Annotated in this window: 16 protein-coding genes; 12 read left to right on the top strand and 4 right to left on the bottom strand. The window is 69.9% G+C overall.

Annotated features, from left to right (window positions below):
* Positions 1-61 precede the first annotated feature (61 nt).
* Positions 62-577: a hypothetical protein gene (locus LYSCAS_RS03290; RefSeq protein ID WP_213435632.1), complete on the bottom strand. Its 516-nt coding sequence runs from the start codon at positions 575-577 to the stop codon at positions 62-64.
* 155 nt (positions 578-732) lie between these two features.
* Between LYSCAS_RS03290 and LYSCAS_RS03295 the strand changes: the two genes are divergently transcribed.
* From LYSCAS_RS03295 to LYSCAS_RS03350, 12 genes are all read left to right on the top strand, one after another.
* Positions 733-1,524, top strand: a complete 792-nt coding sequence (locus tag LYSCAS_RS03295) for a UDP-2,3-diacylglucosamine diphosphatase (RefSeq protein WP_213435634.1) — start codon at positions 733-735, stop codon at positions 1,522-1,524.
* 49 nt (positions 1,525-1,573) lie between these two features.
* Positions 1,574-2,788 carry a glycosyltransferase gene (locus LYSCAS_RS03300; RefSeq protein WP_213435637.1) on the top strand — a complete coding sequence of 405 codons (1,215 nt, stop codon included), beginning with the start codon at positions 1,574-1,576 and terminating at the stop codon, positions 2,786-2,788.
* Positions 2,785-3,267, top strand: coding sequence for a hypothetical protein (locus LYSCAS_RS15965; protein WP_244858644.1), 483 nt, complete (start codon positions 2,785-2,787; stop codon positions 3,265-3,267). Before LYSCAS_RS03300 ends, LYSCAS_RS15965 begins: the two co-directional genes overlap by 4 nt.
* Positions 3,268-3,435: 168 nt before the next feature.
* Positions 3,436-4,002, top strand: a complete 567-nt coding sequence (locus tag LYSCAS_RS03310; protein ID WP_213435639.1) for a sigma-70 family RNA polymerase sigma factor — start codon at positions 3,436-3,438, stop codon at positions 4,000-4,002.
* Entirely contained in the window at positions 3,999-4,769 is a 771-nt protein-coding gene (locus tag LYSCAS_RS03315) for an anti-sigma factor (RefSeq protein WP_213435641.1), read from the top strand. Before LYSCAS_RS03310 ends, LYSCAS_RS03315 begins: the two co-directional genes overlap by 4 nt.
* A 69-nt stretch (positions 4,770-4,838) precedes the next feature.
* The gene (locus tag LYSCAS_RS03320) at positions 4,839-5,765 is read left to right on the top strand and encodes an acyl-CoA desaturase (RefSeq protein ID WP_244858645.1); all 927 of its coding nucleotides are present in this window, start codon (positions 4,839-4,841) and stop codon (positions 5,763-5,765) included.
* The gene (locus tag LYSCAS_RS03325; protein ID WP_213435643.1) at positions 5,765-7,069 is read left to right on the top strand and encodes an NAD(P)/FAD-dependent oxidoreductase; all 1,305 of its coding nucleotides are present in this window, start codon (positions 5,765-5,767) and stop codon (positions 7,067-7,069) included. Before LYSCAS_RS03320 ends, LYSCAS_RS03325 begins: the two co-directional genes overlap by 1 nt.
* The gene (locus tag LYSCAS_RS03330; RefSeq protein WP_213435645.1) at positions 7,066-7,839 is read left to right on the top strand and encodes a DUF1365 domain-containing protein; all 774 of its coding nucleotides are present in this window, start codon (positions 7,066-7,068) and stop codon (positions 7,837-7,839) included. Before LYSCAS_RS03325 ends, LYSCAS_RS03330 begins: the two co-directional genes overlap by 4 nt.
* Positions 7,836-9,110 carry an SAM-dependent methyltransferase gene (locus tag LYSCAS_RS03335; RefSeq protein WP_213435647.1) on the top strand — a complete coding sequence of 425 codons (1,275 nt, stop codon included), beginning with the start codon at positions 7,836-7,838 and terminating at the stop codon, positions 9,108-9,110. Before LYSCAS_RS03330 ends, LYSCAS_RS03335 begins: the two co-directional genes overlap by 4 nt.
* Before the next feature lies 1 nt (position 9,111).
* The gene (locus LYSCAS_RS03340; protein WP_213435649.1) at positions 9,112-9,888 is read left to right on the top strand and encodes a DUF1295 domain-containing protein; all 777 of its coding nucleotides are present in this window, start codon (positions 9,112-9,114) and stop codon (positions 9,886-9,888) included.
* 38 nt (positions 9,889-9,926) lie between these two features.
* A complete protein-coding gene (locus LYSCAS_RS03345; RefSeq protein ID WP_213435651.1) occupies positions 9,927-11,012 on the top strand; it encodes an SAM-dependent methyltransferase in 1,086 nt (361 codons plus the stop codon).
* Positions 11,009-11,545: a lipocalin family protein gene (locus LYSCAS_RS03350; RefSeq protein ID WP_213435653.1), complete on the top strand. Its 537-nt coding sequence runs from the start codon at positions 11,009-11,011 to the stop codon at positions 11,543-11,545. Before LYSCAS_RS03345 ends, LYSCAS_RS03350 begins: the two co-directional genes overlap by 4 nt.
* 4 nt (positions 11,546-11,549) lie before the next feature.
* Here LYSCAS_RS03350 and LYSCAS_RS03355 read toward each other — a convergent pair whose 3' ends face one another.
* The 3 genes from LYSCAS_RS03355 to LYSCAS_RS03365 are packed head-to-tail and all read right to left on the bottom strand — an operon-like array spanning position 11,550 to position 15,080.
* Positions 11,550-13,226, bottom strand: coding sequence for a response regulator (locus LYSCAS_RS03355; RefSeq protein ID WP_213435655.1), 1,677 nt, complete (start codon positions 13,224-13,226; stop codon positions 11,550-11,552).
* The gene (locus tag LYSCAS_RS03360; RefSeq protein ID WP_213435657.1) at positions 13,216-14,070 is read right to left on the bottom strand and encodes a sensor histidine kinase; all 855 of its coding nucleotides are present in this window, start codon (positions 14,068-14,070) and stop codon (positions 13,216-13,218) included. The genes LYSCAS_RS03355 and LYSCAS_RS03360 overlap by 11 nt, the downstream gene beginning before the upstream one ends.
* Positions 14,067-15,080, bottom strand: a complete 1,014-nt coding sequence (locus LYSCAS_RS03365; RefSeq protein WP_213437552.1) for an ATP-binding protein — start codon at positions 15,078-15,080, stop codon at positions 14,067-14,069. Before LYSCAS_RS03365 ends, LYSCAS_RS03360 begins: the two co-directional genes overlap by 4 nt.
* Positions 15,081-15,083: the final 3 nt, after the last annotated feature.

The following is a 15,083-nucleotide window of genomic DNA, read 5'->3' on the forward strand; positions in this document are numbered from 1 at the left end:
CAGGTGTGTCGACGAATTCGAATGCGCATGTTTGCGGATTCAGCAACGTGCAAGCGGGCGTTCAACCCACCGACGACAAACGCGGCAGCAAGGCTTCCGGCAACACTTCCGACAAGCGTTCGCGCACGCGCGCGCCGTAACTGGCCGTCGTCGTGGCACACAAATGCGCGAGTCCCTCCAGCAAGCGTTCGACCAGCAACGCTTCGTCGCCGGTGGACTGGATCGCAAGGCGCAGGTCGGCCGCTTCGGTGCTGCGTTGCAGTTGCAGCATGTCGATGAGGTACATCTTCGCGGCCACCAGCGAACGACGTCGCGCGGCAGGTGCCTGCGTGGCGACGGGCCCCACGCGCGGTGCGATTTCCATCGCCACCGGCGCACGCGTCGAAGGCGACAGGTATCCCTCGCGCACCAGCCGATCGACGGCCGGCCGGATGTCCTCGCCCAGCATCGCGATCACATCCTCCAGCGTGCGGCGTCCGTCCGCGAGGATCAGGATGCGCCGCTCGCGCATGTCCACGCCACCGCGCGTTCCGCCCGCGAGCACGTCGCGCGCCTTGTCCGTCTTCCCCAGTTGCATGTCGGTTCCCTCCCCTGGGCGCGCAAGGCTATCGGGCGCAGATGGACGATCGATGACACGCCGGTGGCCACGCCGTCACCGCGTTGTCGCGTGCGTGTCATCGCCGTGTCGCGCAGCGGCGCGAGCCTGCGCGCATCGCCAATGCCGGAGTCCGCATGCGCCATCGCGCCGCGTTCGTCTCGGATTGCCATCTCGGCGCGACCCATTGCCACGCCGCCGAACTCGCGACCTTCCTCGAACAGCTGCAATGCGAACGCCTGTACCTCGTCGGCGACATCGTGGACCTGTGGTGGATGGCGTGCCGCCGCGCGCAGTGGGGCGCGGCGCAGAACCGCGTGGTCGAAGCGCTGCATGCCCTGCGCCGCGCGGGCACCGAACTGATCTACATCCCCGGCAACCACGATCGCCCTGCGCGGCGGTTCTGCGGGCTCGCTTTGCCGGCGATGCGCGTGCGGCGCCGCGCGATCCACGTCACCGCTGATGGGCGCCGGTTGCTGGTGGTGCACGGCGACGAGTTCGATGCGCAGACGCAGTTCGGCGGGATGCAGGAGCGCGTGGGTGACTGGTTGTACGACCGGATCCTGTCCGGGAACGCGCTGCTCAACCGCGCGCGCCGGCGCTTCGGGATGCGCTACTGGTCGCTCGCCGAATTCCTCAAGCGTCGCAGCGACGCGGCCGAACGCTACATCGCGCGCTATCGCCAGGCCGGGCTCGACGAAGTGCGGCGGCGCGGCCTCGACGGCATCGTGTGCGGCCATATCCATCGCGCGGCGCTGGAGATGCGCCGCGGCCTGATCTATGCCAACGATGGCGACTGGGTCGAATCGCTGACCGCGCTGGTCGAGGATCCCGACGGCACGCTGCGCCTGCTGTCCCACACCCACGCCACCCTCGCCCGCCTCGCGCCGCGGCCGGCCTTCGACCTGCAGCGGCCGCTCGCCGCCTGACGCAGGCGGCTGTCTCAAAACAGTCACACGCGCGCCATACCGTGCGCGCATGGACCTGCTCATGGTGTCGGACGTCTATTTCCCGCGGGTCAACGGCGTGTCGACGTCGATCCGCACGTTCGTCCGCGCGCTGGTCGCGCTGGGCCACCGGGTGACGCTGGTTGCGCCGGACTACGGCGCGTCGGACGAACAGACCGCGCGCGACACGGAGTTCGGTCCCGCCTTCGACGTGATCCGCGTGCCGGCGCGCGTGTTGTTCTTCGATCCGGAAGACCGCTTGATGACCGCGCGTGCGTTGCGTGCCGTCGAAGCCCGCCTCGCGTCGCGCCGCTTCGACGCCGTGCACGTGCACACGCCCTTCCGCGCGCATGGCGTCGGCGTGCGCCTCGCCCGCGCCTCCGGCGCGCCGGTGGTGGAGACCTACCACACGTATTTCGAGGAATACATCGCGCACTACCTGCCGTGGTGTCCCTCGCCGTTGCTGCGGCTGGTCGCACGGCGCCTGTCGCGCAAGCTGTGCCACGAGGTCGACCACCTCATCGTACCGACCACCGAGATGGAGGCCGTGCTGCGCACCTACGGCGTGCGCACGCCTGCCACGGTGCTGCCCACCGGCATCGACCTCGACGAATTCCAGGGCGGCGACGGCCAACGCTTCCGCGCCGCGCAGGGCCTCGCGCCCGGTGCGCCAGTGGTCGCGACGGTCAGTCGCCTCGCGATCGAAAAGAACATCCCGTTCCTGCTGGACGTCGTCGCGCGGGTCGTGCGCGACGCGCCCGCACTCCGCTTCGTCATCGCCGGCGAAGGCCCCGATGAGAAACGCTTGCGCACGCGCGTGCGCACGCTGGGCCTGGACGCCAACGTGGTCTTCGTCGGCAACCTCGATCGCCGCACCACGCTGCTCGACTGCTATCGCGCGGCGGATGCGTTCCTGTTCGCCTCGCCCACCGAAACGCAGGGCCTGGTGCTGATCGAAGCCATGGCGCTCGGCATCCCGATCGTATCGACCGCGGTGATGGGCACCGCCACCGTCTTGCGGAAGGCGCGCAGCGCGGTGGTGAGCGGCGAGCACGTGGAAGAATTCGCGCGCCACGTGTTGCGCGTGCTGCGCGACGACACCTTGCGCATCGCCTTGTCCGCCGCGGGTCCGCGCGATGCCGCGGCGTGGGACAACGCACGCCTGATCCAGCGCGCGCTGGAGGTCTACGCCACGGCGCGGCCCGACGCGGCCGCCCTCTCGATTCCCCTGGAAGAACGCGCATGAAGCGACGCACCCTGGCCTTGGTCCTCGCCTGCTTCGTCACCGGCGCGATCGCCGCGACGACGTGGGTAGACCTCGAACATCGCTTCACGAAGGAACAGCTGCACGCCACCGGCCTGGACACGCTGACCGCCGCGCAGCTCGCCGAACTCAACCGTTTGCTGCGCGACGACGCCGAGGCTGCGCCTGCGCCCGTCGCCGCCTCCGCGCCGCACGCCGAGCGCGAACCCGAACGCTCCCGCTTCATCGGCTTCAACGACGAGCCGATCGAAAGCACGCTGGTCGGCACCTTGAACGGTTGGGAACCCGGCACCGAGTTCGCACTCGCCAACGGCCAGCGCTGGAAGGTCCTCAAGGGCCACTACACGCTGTCGAAACCGCTGCAGGCGCCGAAGGTGAAAGTGGTGCCCGGCGCGGCGGGCCGCTGGTTCTTCCGCCTCGACGACGACACCCCCGGCGCGCGCGTGTACCGCGTCGACTGAGCCGCGCCCCCCTGAATCCGCACCGCCCTCCGCCGCGTAAAGGCGGACATGCACCCGCACCCGGTCCGGCGTCCCGTCCCCACGTTCCCCCTTCACGGCACGTGGCTTAAGGTTCGCCGGACACCGCGGCGCCCTGCCGCACCCCGATTCGCAGGACGCGCGCGCCCCATGACCGACCTCGTGTTGCCCGAACGCAACGCCGACGCCATCGACGCGCTGCTCGCGCGCGTGGCCGGCGGCGACCGGGCCGCGTTCGAAGCTCTGTATCGCGATGCCGCGCCGCTGCTGCTCGGCATCTGCCTGCGCGTGCTGCCCGATCGCGCGGAAGCCGAGGACGTGCTGCAGGACGTGTTCGTCACGGTGTGGCGCAAGGCCGCGCAATTCGACGGCGCCCGCGCGCGTGCGCTGACGTGGATGGGCGCGATCGCACGCAACCGGTCGATCGACCGCCTGCGCGCAATGCCGAATGCCCCGCGCGCGCCGATGGAACTCGCCGAGGAAGCGCCCGACCCCGCGCCCTCGCCCGCCATGCAGGCCGAGGCCAGCGCTGACAAGGCGCGCCTGGACGACTGCGTCGAGCAACTCGAACCGCGCCGCAGGCAACTCATCCGCACCGCGTTCTTCGAGAACGTCACGTATGAAGAACTCGCGGCGCGCACCGGGTCGCCGATCGGTTCGATCAAGAGCTGGATCCGGCGCGGCCTGCAGCAACTCAAAGCGTGCCTGGAACGATGAACGTCGCCGCCGACCGCCTCGAACCCGACGTGCCGCGCGACGACGACCTGTTCGCCGCCGAATACGCGCTGGGCGTGCTCGACGCGAACGAGCGCATCGAAGCGCAGGCACGCATCGCGCGCGATCCGGCGTTCGCGGCCCTGGTCGCGGCCTGGGACGCGCGCTTCGCTGCCTGGTTGCTGCGTGCACAACCGCAGGCGCCCAGCGCGCACGTCTGGCCGCGCGTGCGTACGTCGCTCGGATGGGCGTCGGTCGGCGACGACACGCGCCCGGGCCGCTGGAACGATGTGCGTACGTGGCGCCTTGCCACCGCGCTCGCCGCAGCCGCCGCCATCGCCGCGATCAGCTTCGCGTTGCTGCAGCGTCCCGCGCCGCCCGCACCGCCGCAGGTCGTCGTGGCGCCGCCCGCGCCTGCACCGACGACGCCCGCGCGCCCCGTCACCGTGCTCGAACGCGACGACGGCAGCACGGGCTGGATCGCCTCCATCGACCCGGGCGCCGCGCAGGTCCACCTGGCGCCCGTGCCCGTGCCGGCCGATGCGCAGGGTCGCGTGAACGAGCTGTGGGTCATTCCCGCGGGCAAGGCACCGATCTCGCTGGGCCTGGTCTCGACCGACAAGGCGCAGACCATCGACGTGCCGGCCGCCGTGCGCGATGCGTTGCGCGTCGGCGCGACGCTCGCCGTCACGCTCGAACCGCTGGCCGGCATCCCGCATGCGGCCCCGTCCGGACCGGTCGTGGCGAAGGGCGGCATCGCGCAGATCTGACCTGGCAGGTGCATCCACCGGGGCGTCCCGTCCGTAACACGGACAGGACCGCGCTCCAGGAGGGATGCCATGGCCGTTGCCCAGACCGTCGCCGCGACGATGCGGCGCTGGTTCGACACCACGACGCAGGTGCCCGGCGAACGCGAAGGTCGCATCGACTGGTTGCGGGCTTCGCCGTTCGTCGCGATGCACCTGGCGTGCCTGTGGGTGTTCTCGGTCGGCGTGTCGGCGACCGCGCTGTGGGTCGCGGCGATCGCCTACGCGGTGCGCATGTTCGCGCTCACCGCGTTCTACCACCGCTACTTCTCCCACCGCACGTTCCGCGCCTCGCGCACCGTGCAGTTCGTCTTTGCATTGATCGGCGCGGCGTGCGTGCAGCGCGGGCCGCTGTGGTGGGCCGCGCACCATCGTGACCACCACCGCCACACCGAGACCGCGCGCGATCCGCATTCCCCGCGCGTGCATGGCTTCCTGTGGAGCCACGCCGGCTGGTTCCTGACGCCCGCGGCCTTCCGCACCAACCTGGCGCGCGTGCCGGACTTCGCGCAATACCGCGAACTGCGCTGGCTGGATCGCTTCGATACGGCCGTGCCGGTGCTGTTCGCGATCGCGCTCTACGCGGCGGGTGCCTTGCTCGAACGCTACGCGCCGGGCCTGCACACCAACGGGCCGCAGCTGCTGGTGTGGGGGTTCTTCGTGTCCACCGTGGTGCTGTTCCATGCGACGGTCACGATCAACTCGCTCGCGCACCGGTTCGGCCGGCGCCGCTTCGACACGCGCGACGACAGCCGCAACAACGCATGGCTGGCGCTGATCACCTTCGGCGAAGGCTGGCACAACAACCACCACTTCTTCCCGGGCACCGTGCGCCAGGGCTTCCGCTGGTGGGAAATCGACCTGTCGTACTACGTGTTGCGCGCGATGGCGGCGGTTGGCCTGGTGCGCGACCTCAAGCCGGTGCCCGCCTGGGTGCTGGCGAGGGCGAAGGCGCCCTGATGCGCATCGCGGTCATCGGTTCCGGGATCTCCGGCCTCGCCAGCGCGTGGCTCCTGTCGCGCCGGCACGCGGTCACGCTGTTCGAAGCGGACACGCGCCTGGGCGGGCACACGCATACGCACATCGTGAAGGTCGATGGCCAGGCGGTGGCGGTCGACACGGGCTTCATCGTGCACAACCGCGCGCACTATCCGTTGCTCTCGCGCATGTTCGATGCGCTGGGCGTGCAGACGCAGCCGACGACGATGGGATTTTCCGTCAGCAACGCGCGCAGCGGGCTGGAATACAACGCCACCTCGCTCGATGGCCTGTTCTGCCAGCGTCGCAACATCGCCTCGCCGCGCTTCCTCGGCATGCTGCGCGACCTGGCACGCTTCTACCGCATCGCCCCTGCGTTGCTGGACGCAGGCGCGGGCGATCCGACGCTGCGCGAATTCCTGGCGCAGCATCGCTTCGGCCAGGCGTTTCGCGACGACCACCTGGTCCCGATGGCGTGCGCCCTGTGGTCGTCGCCTGCCGCCACCATCCTCGAATTTCCCGCGCGGCATCTCGTCTGCTTCATGCACCAGCACCAGATGCTGCAGGTCTCCGGGCGCCCGGAATGGCGCGTCGTGCGCGGCGGGTCTTCGCAATACATCCGCGCGCTCGAACGCGACTGGCGCGTCGACGTCCGCCTGGGCACGCCGGTGCGGCGCGTGCGCCGCGATGTCGAAGGCGTGGAAGTCCAGGTCGATGGCGGCGGGGAGCGATTCGAGGCCGTGGTGATGGCGTGCCACAGCGACCAGGCGCTGGCGCTGCTGGGCGATGCGGACGCAACCGAACGCGCGGTGCTCGGTGCGATTCCCTACCAGGCCAACGACACCGTGCTGCACACCGATGCGTCGCTGCTGCCGCGCCATCGCAAGGCGTGGGCCGCGTGGAATGCGCACGTGCCCACCGATGCCACCGGGGCCTGCACGGTGAGCTACTGGATGAACGCGCTGCAATCGCTGGAGGTCGGCACGCCGTTGATCGTCACGCTCAATCGCACGACGGACATCGATCCCGCCAAGATCCTGGCGCGCATGTCGTACACGCACCCGGTGTTCACCCGCGCCGCGGTCGCCGCGCAGGCCTTGCGGCCCACGATCCAGGGGCGCGCACGCACGTGGTACGCCGGCGCGTACTGGGGCTGGGGCTTCCACGAAGACGGCATGCGCAGCGCGGTGGAGGTGGCTGAATTGCTCGGCGTGCGCTGGTGCGTCGAAGGCATCGGGACGTCGATGCCCGACCCCGTCGACGCCCCATCCCGGGAGGCCGCATGAACGCCGTCGTGCACAGCGCCCTGTACGAAGGCGGCGTGCGCCATCGCCGCTTCCTGCCGCGCGCGCATGCGTTCGGCTACCGGATGGCGCAATTGTTCCTCGACCTCGACGAAGTCGACGCGATCTTCCGCGGACGCTGGCTGTGGTCGGTGGATGCGCCCAACCTCGCCGAGTTCCGGCGCGCGGATTTCCTGGGGCCGGCGACGCAACCCTTGAAGGACGCCGTGCTCGCGCGCGTCGAAGCGCAGACGGGCACGCGCCCGAGCGGCCCGGTGCGCCTGCTCGCGCACCTGCGCTACGGCGGCCATGTCTTCAACCCGGTCTGCTTCTACTACTGCTTCGAACGCGACGGCTCGCTCGCCGCCATCGTCGCGGAGATCACCAACACGCCGTGGGGCGAACGCCACGCCTACGTGCTGCCGGTCGCCGAGGCCGCGCGTGCGGGCCGCGCGCTGCGGTGGGACTTCGACAAATCGTTCCACGTCTCGCCGTTCATGGGCATGGCGCGCGCGTACGACTGGCGCTTCACGGTTCCGGGCGAAGACCTGCGCGTGCACATGCGGGTGCTGCGCGAGGGCGCGTGCGAATTCGACGCCACGCTCGCGCTGCAACGCCGCCCGCTCGACGGCCCGGCGCTTGCGCGCGTCCTGTGGCGCTACCCGCTGATGACCGTCCAGGTGATCGGCGCCATCCATTGGCAGGCGTTGCGCTTGTGGTGCAAGCGCGTACCGATCCATTCCCATCCCCGTTTGCAGGAACCGCTGGCATGAATGTCCAAGTCAATGTCGTCCCGCTGGCGCGGCCGCGCTGGTCGCCGCTGGATCGCCTGCTCCGCGATCGGCTGCTGCACACGCTGGCCGGCCTGCGGGGCGGCACCCTGCAGGTCCACGATGCCTTCGGCACCACGCTGCTGGGCGACGGGACGTTCCCCGCGCTCGAACTGCATGTCCACAACGCCGCGTTCTACCGCCTCGCCGCCGCCAGCGGCAGCGTCGGCGCCGCGGAGGCGTACATCGACGGTGCGTGGGACTGCAACGACCTGGTCGCGCTGGTGCAGGTGCTCGTGCGCAACCGCGCATTGCTCGATGCGATGGAAACCGGCCCCGCGCGCCTGGGCGGCGCCGCCTTGCGCCTGTGGCATGCGGCACGACGCAACACGCGCGCCGGTGCGCGGCGCAACATCGCGGCGCACTACGACCTCGGCAACGATTTCTTCGGATTGTTCCTGTCCGACGACCTGATGTACTCCTCGGCGATGTTCGCGCGCGAGGACGACACGCTGGAAGTCGCTTCGCGCCGCAAGCTGGATCGCATCTGCCGCAAGCTTCAGCTCGCGCCGGGCGATCGCGTCGTGGAAATCGGCACGGGCTGGGGCGGCTTCGCGCTGTTCGCCGCGGCCAACTACGGGTGCCACGTCACCACGACCACGATCTCGGGCGAACAGCACGCGCTGGCCACCGCGCGCGTGGCGGCCGCGGGTTTGCAGGATCGCGTGACGCTGCTGCGCGAGGACTACCGCGACCTGCGCGGCGACTACGACAAGCTGGTGTCGATCGAGATGGTGGAAGCGATCGGCGCCGCGCAGCTGCCCGGCTACTTCGAACGCATCGGTGCGCTGCTGCGCCCCGGCGGCCTGGCGCTCGTGCAGGCGATCACCATCGAGGACCACCGCTACGCACGGGCGCTGCGGTCGGTGGATTTCATCAAGCGCCATGTGTTCCCGGGCTCGTTCATTCCTTCCCTCGCCGCGTTGATCGACGCGAAGACGCAACGCAGCGACCTGGCGCTGCTGCACGTGGAGGATTTCGGGATGTCGTATGCGCGCACGCTGCAGGCCTGGCGCGAACGCTTCGAGGCCCGCTTGCCCGAGGTCTTCGCGCTGGGGCACGACGCGCGCTTCGCGCGCCTGTGGACGTTCTACCTGGCGTATTGCGAAGGCGGGTTCCGCGAGCGGTCGATCGGCGTCGCGCAACTGGTGTTCGCGAAACCCGGGGCGCGCGATGCAGGCGCCGTGCCTGCGCTCGATGCGATCGAGGCCTGAGATGGACTTCTTCGCGGACCATCCGCTCTCGCCGCTCGCGCTCACGTGGGCCCTGGCCGCCCTGGCGCAGGCGCTGGCGTGGGCGTGGCAGCGCGCGCATCGCAATGCGGGGATCGTCGATGTGGTGTGGGCATTCGGCGTCGGCGGCGCGGCCGTCCTCGTCGCGGCGCTCGGGGATGGCGCGGTCCTGCCGCGCGTGGCGCTCGCGCTGCTCGGCGGCGCGTGGGGCCTGCGGCTCGGGCTGCATCTCCTGCGGCGCGTGCGGGGCGAAGGCGAAGACGGACGTTATGCGCAACTGCGCGAACGCTGGGACGGCGACCAGCGCAAGTGGTTCCTGTTCTTCCAGGCGCAGGCGCTGCTCATCGTGTTGTTCGCGGTGCCGCTCCTCGCCGTGGCGCGCAATCCGGTAACGGCGTGGACGCCGTGGTTGGTCGCGGGGATCGTGGTGTTCATCGCCTGCGTCGCGGGCGAGGCGGTCGCCGATGCGCAGCTCGCGCGCTTCCGCGCCGACCCCGCGAACAAGGGACGCACCTGTCGCAGCGGGCTGTGGCGGTTCTCGCGCCATCCCAACTACTTCTTCGAATGGCTGCACTGGTTCGCGTACGTGCTGCTGGCGATCGGCTCGCCGTGGCATTGGCTGGCGTGGACCGGGCCCGGGGTGATGTACGTGTTCCTGCGCTACCTGAGCGGCGTGCCCTTCACCGAGGCGCAAGCGCTGCGCACGCGCGGCGAGGACTACCGCGCCTACATGCGCGACACGCCGATGTTCTTCCCCTGAATCCCGAAACCGCCCGCCAAGCCTGCACGGAGCGCGCCATGAACACTGCCATCGAACACCTCGAGCCGCACCACGATGCGCCCGCGCCCGGCCTGCTCGGCCTGGCCGAACGGGGCTGGTTGCCCGATGCCGCGGTGCGCCTCGGCATCCGCAGACTGTGCGCGCAGCGGTTGCGCGACGAACGCGCGGGCGGACCTGCCCAACAGGAAGCCACGCTGCAGGCGCACCTGCGCATGCTGCGCAGCAGTCCGGTGGCCGTGCACGTCGATGCGGCGAACCGCCAGCACTATGAGCTGCCGGCCGCGTTCTTCCGCGCCTGCCTCGGGCCGCGCATGAAGTATTCCGGATGCCTGTATCCGCGCGGCGACGAAACGCTGGCCGAAGCCGAAGAGGCCATGCTGGCCGCGTATGCCGAGCGCGCGCAGCTGGAAGACGGCCAGGACATCCTCGAACTCGGCTGCGGCTGGGGCTCGCTCACGCTGTGGATGGCCGGGCGCTATCCGAATGCACGCATCACCGCCGTTTCCAATTCCAACGCGCAGCGCCAGCAGATCGAAGCCGTCGCGCGCGAACGCGGGCTCGCCAACGTCCGCGTCGTGACCAGCGACGTGAACAAGCTCCTCTTGCCCGCGGCGCACTACGACCGTTGCATCTCGGTGGAGATGTTCGAACACATGCGCAACTACGCAACGCTGATGGCACGCATCGGCGACTGGCTCCGCCCCGGCGGCGCGCTGTTCGTCCACGTGTTCTGCCATCGCACGCTGCTGTATCCCTTCGAGACGCAGGGCGAAGACGACTGGATGGGCCGGCACTTCTTCACGGGCGGCCTCATGCCATCGGCGGACACGCTGGCGATGTTCCAGCGCGACCTGCACCTCGAGCACCGCTGGCTCGTCGACGGCACGCACTACCAGCGCACGGCCAACCACTGGCTGGCGCGCCAGGATGCCGCGCGCGACGAAGTGCTGGCGATCCTGCGCGAGGCCTACGGCGATGCGGCTCCGCTGTGGGCGCAACGCTGGCGCATGTTCTGGATGGCGTGCGCCGAGTTGTTCGGCTACGACGGCGGCCGCGAATGGATGGTCGCGCATTACCGCTTCCGCAAGGAGGAACTGCGATGAAACGTTTCGGCAAGCTGGGCAGCGCGTTGCTGGGCTCGATGCTCTCGGTGACGGCGTGCGCCTCCGACGCAACGCCGCCCACGGTCCCGCCCGTGGCCCGGGTGGACATCGACCGCTTCATGGGCGACTGGTACGTCATCGCGCACATTCCCTCCAGGCAGGAGCGCGACGCGTGGGGCGCGGTGGAGCGCTACGCGAAGAACGCCGATGGCACGATCGGCACGACGTTCCGCTTCCGCAAGGGCAGCTTCGAAGCGCCGGTGCAGACAATGACGCCGAAGGGCTTCGTGCGCCCCGGCACGAACAACGCCGTGTGGGGCATGCAGTTCTTCTGGCCGATCCGGGCCGAGTACGTGATCGTGGACCTGGCGCCCGACTACAGCAGCACGATCGTGGCGCGCAGCAAGCGCGACTATGCGTGGATCATGGCGCGTACGCCGCGCATGCCGGCGGCGCAGTACGAGGCAGCGGTGCGCAAGCTGCAGGCAATCGGTTACGACACGACGAAGCTGCGCAAGGTGCCGCAGCGCTGACGACTCAGGCGCCGATCGCGCCCACCGGTCGCGTCACCATGCGCGCCACTTTCGACAGCAGCGCGTCGGCCTCGTAGGGCTTGGTCATCATGTCCATGTTCTCGCCGAGGAAATCGCCCACCGCGAGCGTGTGCTTCGCGTAGCCGGTGAGGAACAGCACCGGCAACGTCGGGCGCCACGCGCGCGCGGCCTCGGCGAGCTGGCGGCCGTTCATGCCGGGCAAGCCGACGTCGGTGAGCAACAGGTCGAGGGACTGGTCGCTGCGCAGGATTTCGAGTGCGCGTTCGACATCGGCCGCCTGCAGGCAGACGTAACCGAACATCTGCAGCAGCGTCGAGGTGAGCTGGCGCACCGTGTCGGAGTCTTCGACGACCAGGATGGTCTCGCCGTTGCCCGGGATGTCCGCCAGCGCATTCGCGGGGCTGCGCACCGGATCGGTGGCCAGCGTGCGATCGTTCGCCAGCGGCAGCAAAAGCGACACGCACGTGCCCGCGCCCGGCTCGCTCGTAATGCGCGCCGTCCCGCCGCTCTGGCGCGCGAAGCCGTAGGTCATCGACAACCCCAGCCCCGTGCCCTGCCCGATCGGCTTGGTGGTGAAGAACGGATCGAACACCTTGTCCAGCAGTTCCGGCGCGATGCCGGTGCCGTCGTCGGACACGCTGACTTCGACGTAGTCGCCGGCCGGCAGCACATCGGCGCGCGTGGGCGACACGCGCCGCGTCGCGATGCGGATGGTGCCGCCGTTGGGCAGGGCATCGCGCGCGTTGACCGCGAGGTTGAGCACGACGTTCTCGAGCTGGTTGGCATCCACGCTCGCGATGCCCGCTTCCGGATCGAGGTCGAACTGCAGGGCGACTTGTTCGCCGATCGTGCGGTGCAGGAGTTCTTCGAGCGACAGGATCCGCAGGTTGACGTCCACCGCGCGCGCATCCAGCGGCTGCTGGCGCGCGAACGCGAGCAGGCGATGCGTGAGCGCGGCCGCGCGGCGCGCGGCGTCCAGCGCGGTGGCGGCGTGGGCCTTGGCGGCCTGCGCGTGCCCGGTGTCGATCTCGTGGCCCATCAGGCCGAGCGAGGTGATGATCCCCGTCAGCAGGTTGTTGAAGTCGTGCGCGATGCCGCCGGACAGTTGCCCGAGCGCATCCATCTTCTGCGCCTGCATCAGCTGCTGTTCGGTGCGCTCGCGCGCGGAGATCTCGTCGGCCAGCGCGGAGTGCGCCGAATCCAGCCGCTCCGCGTGCACGCGCGTCTCGCGCTCGCGCAGGGATTCTTCGGCGGCGCGCACGCGCAGCAGCGTGCGCACGGTCGCGAGCAGCACGTTCGGGTCGACCGGATGCACCAGGTAGCCGTCGGCGCCGCCTTCCAGGCCCGTCACCATGTCGCGCGTGTGCGTGGAGGCGGCGGAAATATGCACGATCGGCAACAGGGCGGTGACCGGATCGGCGCGCAGCAGCCGCACCATGTCGAAGCCGCTCATGTCCGGCAGGTTGATGTCGAGCATCGCGACATCGACCATCCCTTCGGCGATGCGCGCCAGGCCCTGTTCGCCGGTGCCCGCTTCGATCACGCGGTAGCCCTGGCGACCAAGCACGCGGCCCATCGCATAACGCGTGGCCGGGTTGTCGTCGACGATCAGGATCGTCGGCAGGCCGGGGTGCGCCGCGTCGCTGGGGTCAGGCGACATCGCCCGCCTCCGGACCGGCCAGCGCCACCGGCAGCACCACGTAGAACGCCGACCCCACGCCGACTTCGCTGCGCATGCCGACGTGTCCGCCCAGCAGCTCCGCGAAGCGCTTGGACAACGCCAGGCCCAGGCCGGTGCCGCGCACGCGGCGCTGGAGCGGCGAGTCGATCTGGCTGAAATCCTCGAACAGCTTGTCGTGCAGTTCCGGCGGGATGCCGATGCCCGTGTCGGTCACGGTGAAGCGCACCCAGTCCGCATCCTCGGACGCGGCTTCGATGCGCACGGTGCCCGACGGCGTGAACTTGAGCGCGTTGGAAATGAAGTTGCGCAGGATCTGCGCGACCTTCTTGTTGTCGGTGTACAGCGCCGGCATGCCTTCGGGTTCTTCGAAGACCAGGTCGACGTCTTCGCCTTCGACGATCGGGCGGAACATGCCGCGCAACGCGGCGAACAGATCCACCATCTCGAACCAGCCCGGCGAGATCGTCACGCGCCCGGCTTCGATCTTCGCCAGGTCCAGCAGGTCGTCGACCATCTCGGTCAACTCGCCCGCGGCGCTGCTGATGAAGCGCACCTGCGTGTGCTGCTCGCCGTTGAGCGGGCCGTCGAGTTCGTCGTCCAGCAGGCGCGTCATGCTCAGGATGGATCCGAGCGGCGTGCGGAACTCGTGGCTCATGTACGACAGGAACCGGCTCTTCAGTTCGGAGGCTTCGCGCAGTTCTTCCGCCTGCTTGTCCAGTTCGGCGTACAGCGCGACGACGCCCTGGTTGGTTTCGTCGAGTTCGGTGCGCAGCGCGTCGCACTCGGCGCGCAGCGCTTCAACGTCTGATCCGGACTGCGTCATCGCGAATGTCCAAGTGCGAGTGCCACCACGGTGGCGTCGTCGCGGCCCCGGTCGTGGTCGCGCAACAGCACCGTGGCGACGACGGCCGGATGCCGTCCCAGCAAATCCGGGTAATCGCGCAGGCTCCAACGCGACAGCAAGCCGTCGCTGTGCATGATCAGCAGGCGGCCGCGCGATTCCGGGAAGTCGAAGGTCTGCATCTTGCGGTACTGCGTGCCGACGATGCCGGGATGCGAGGCCAGCCCGCGCGAGCCCTGCCCGTTGTGCGTCGCGGCGGACAGGTTGCCGATGCCGGCGAAGCGCAACGCACCGGAGTCGCCGTCGTAGCGCGCCAGCGCGACGGCGCCGCCGCGGGAGCCGTGCATCGATTGGTGCAGCGACGCCATCAAGGTGTCGGGTTCGCCGAGCGGATCCGCATCGAATCCCGCGACGCCTTGTTGCGCGGCGTCGTGCGCAAGAAGGCCGTGCCCGAGCCCGTCGATCATCAGCACGTTCGCTTGCGTGCCGTCGAACGCGATGCGCCAGGCATCGCCGCTCACCGATTCGCCGTGCACCGCGTGCGCCGCCGCGCCGTAGCGCAGGTCCTGGTGCGGCGTGCCCCGCTTGTACAGGCGCGCCAGCACCACGGCGCCGCGTGCGTCGGCATACAGGTCCATCACGTCGGACTGGCGCGCGACCGCACCCAGCCCGATGCCTTGCGTGCCGCGCGTGGAGAAGCCATCGTCGAAGCAGGCCGCGGCGTCGAAGCCGGGGCCCTTGTCGACCGATACGATTTCGAGCCCCGTGCCCGCCGGCGAAGCGACCTGCTGCAAGCGCAGCTCGCCGCGTTGCGCGTGCTTGAGGATGTTGGTCGCCAGCTCCATCGCCACCAGCGATGCACGCCCGGCATCGACCTCGTCGAAGCCGAGCGATTCGGCGAGCTGCTGCACCACGCGGCGCGCCTGCCCGACGCGGCTGGCGTCGTCGACCGGGATCGTGCGCGGCAAGCCGCCGGCGAGGACGGCAGGCACGGC

Origin of the sequence: Noviluteimonas caseinilytica, from assembly GCF_018406605.1 — a bacterium.
In the GTDB taxonomy this organism is placed as follows: Bacteria; Pseudomonadota; Gammaproteobacteria; order Xanthomonadales; family Xanthomonadaceae; genus Noviluteimonas; species Noviluteimonas caseinilytica.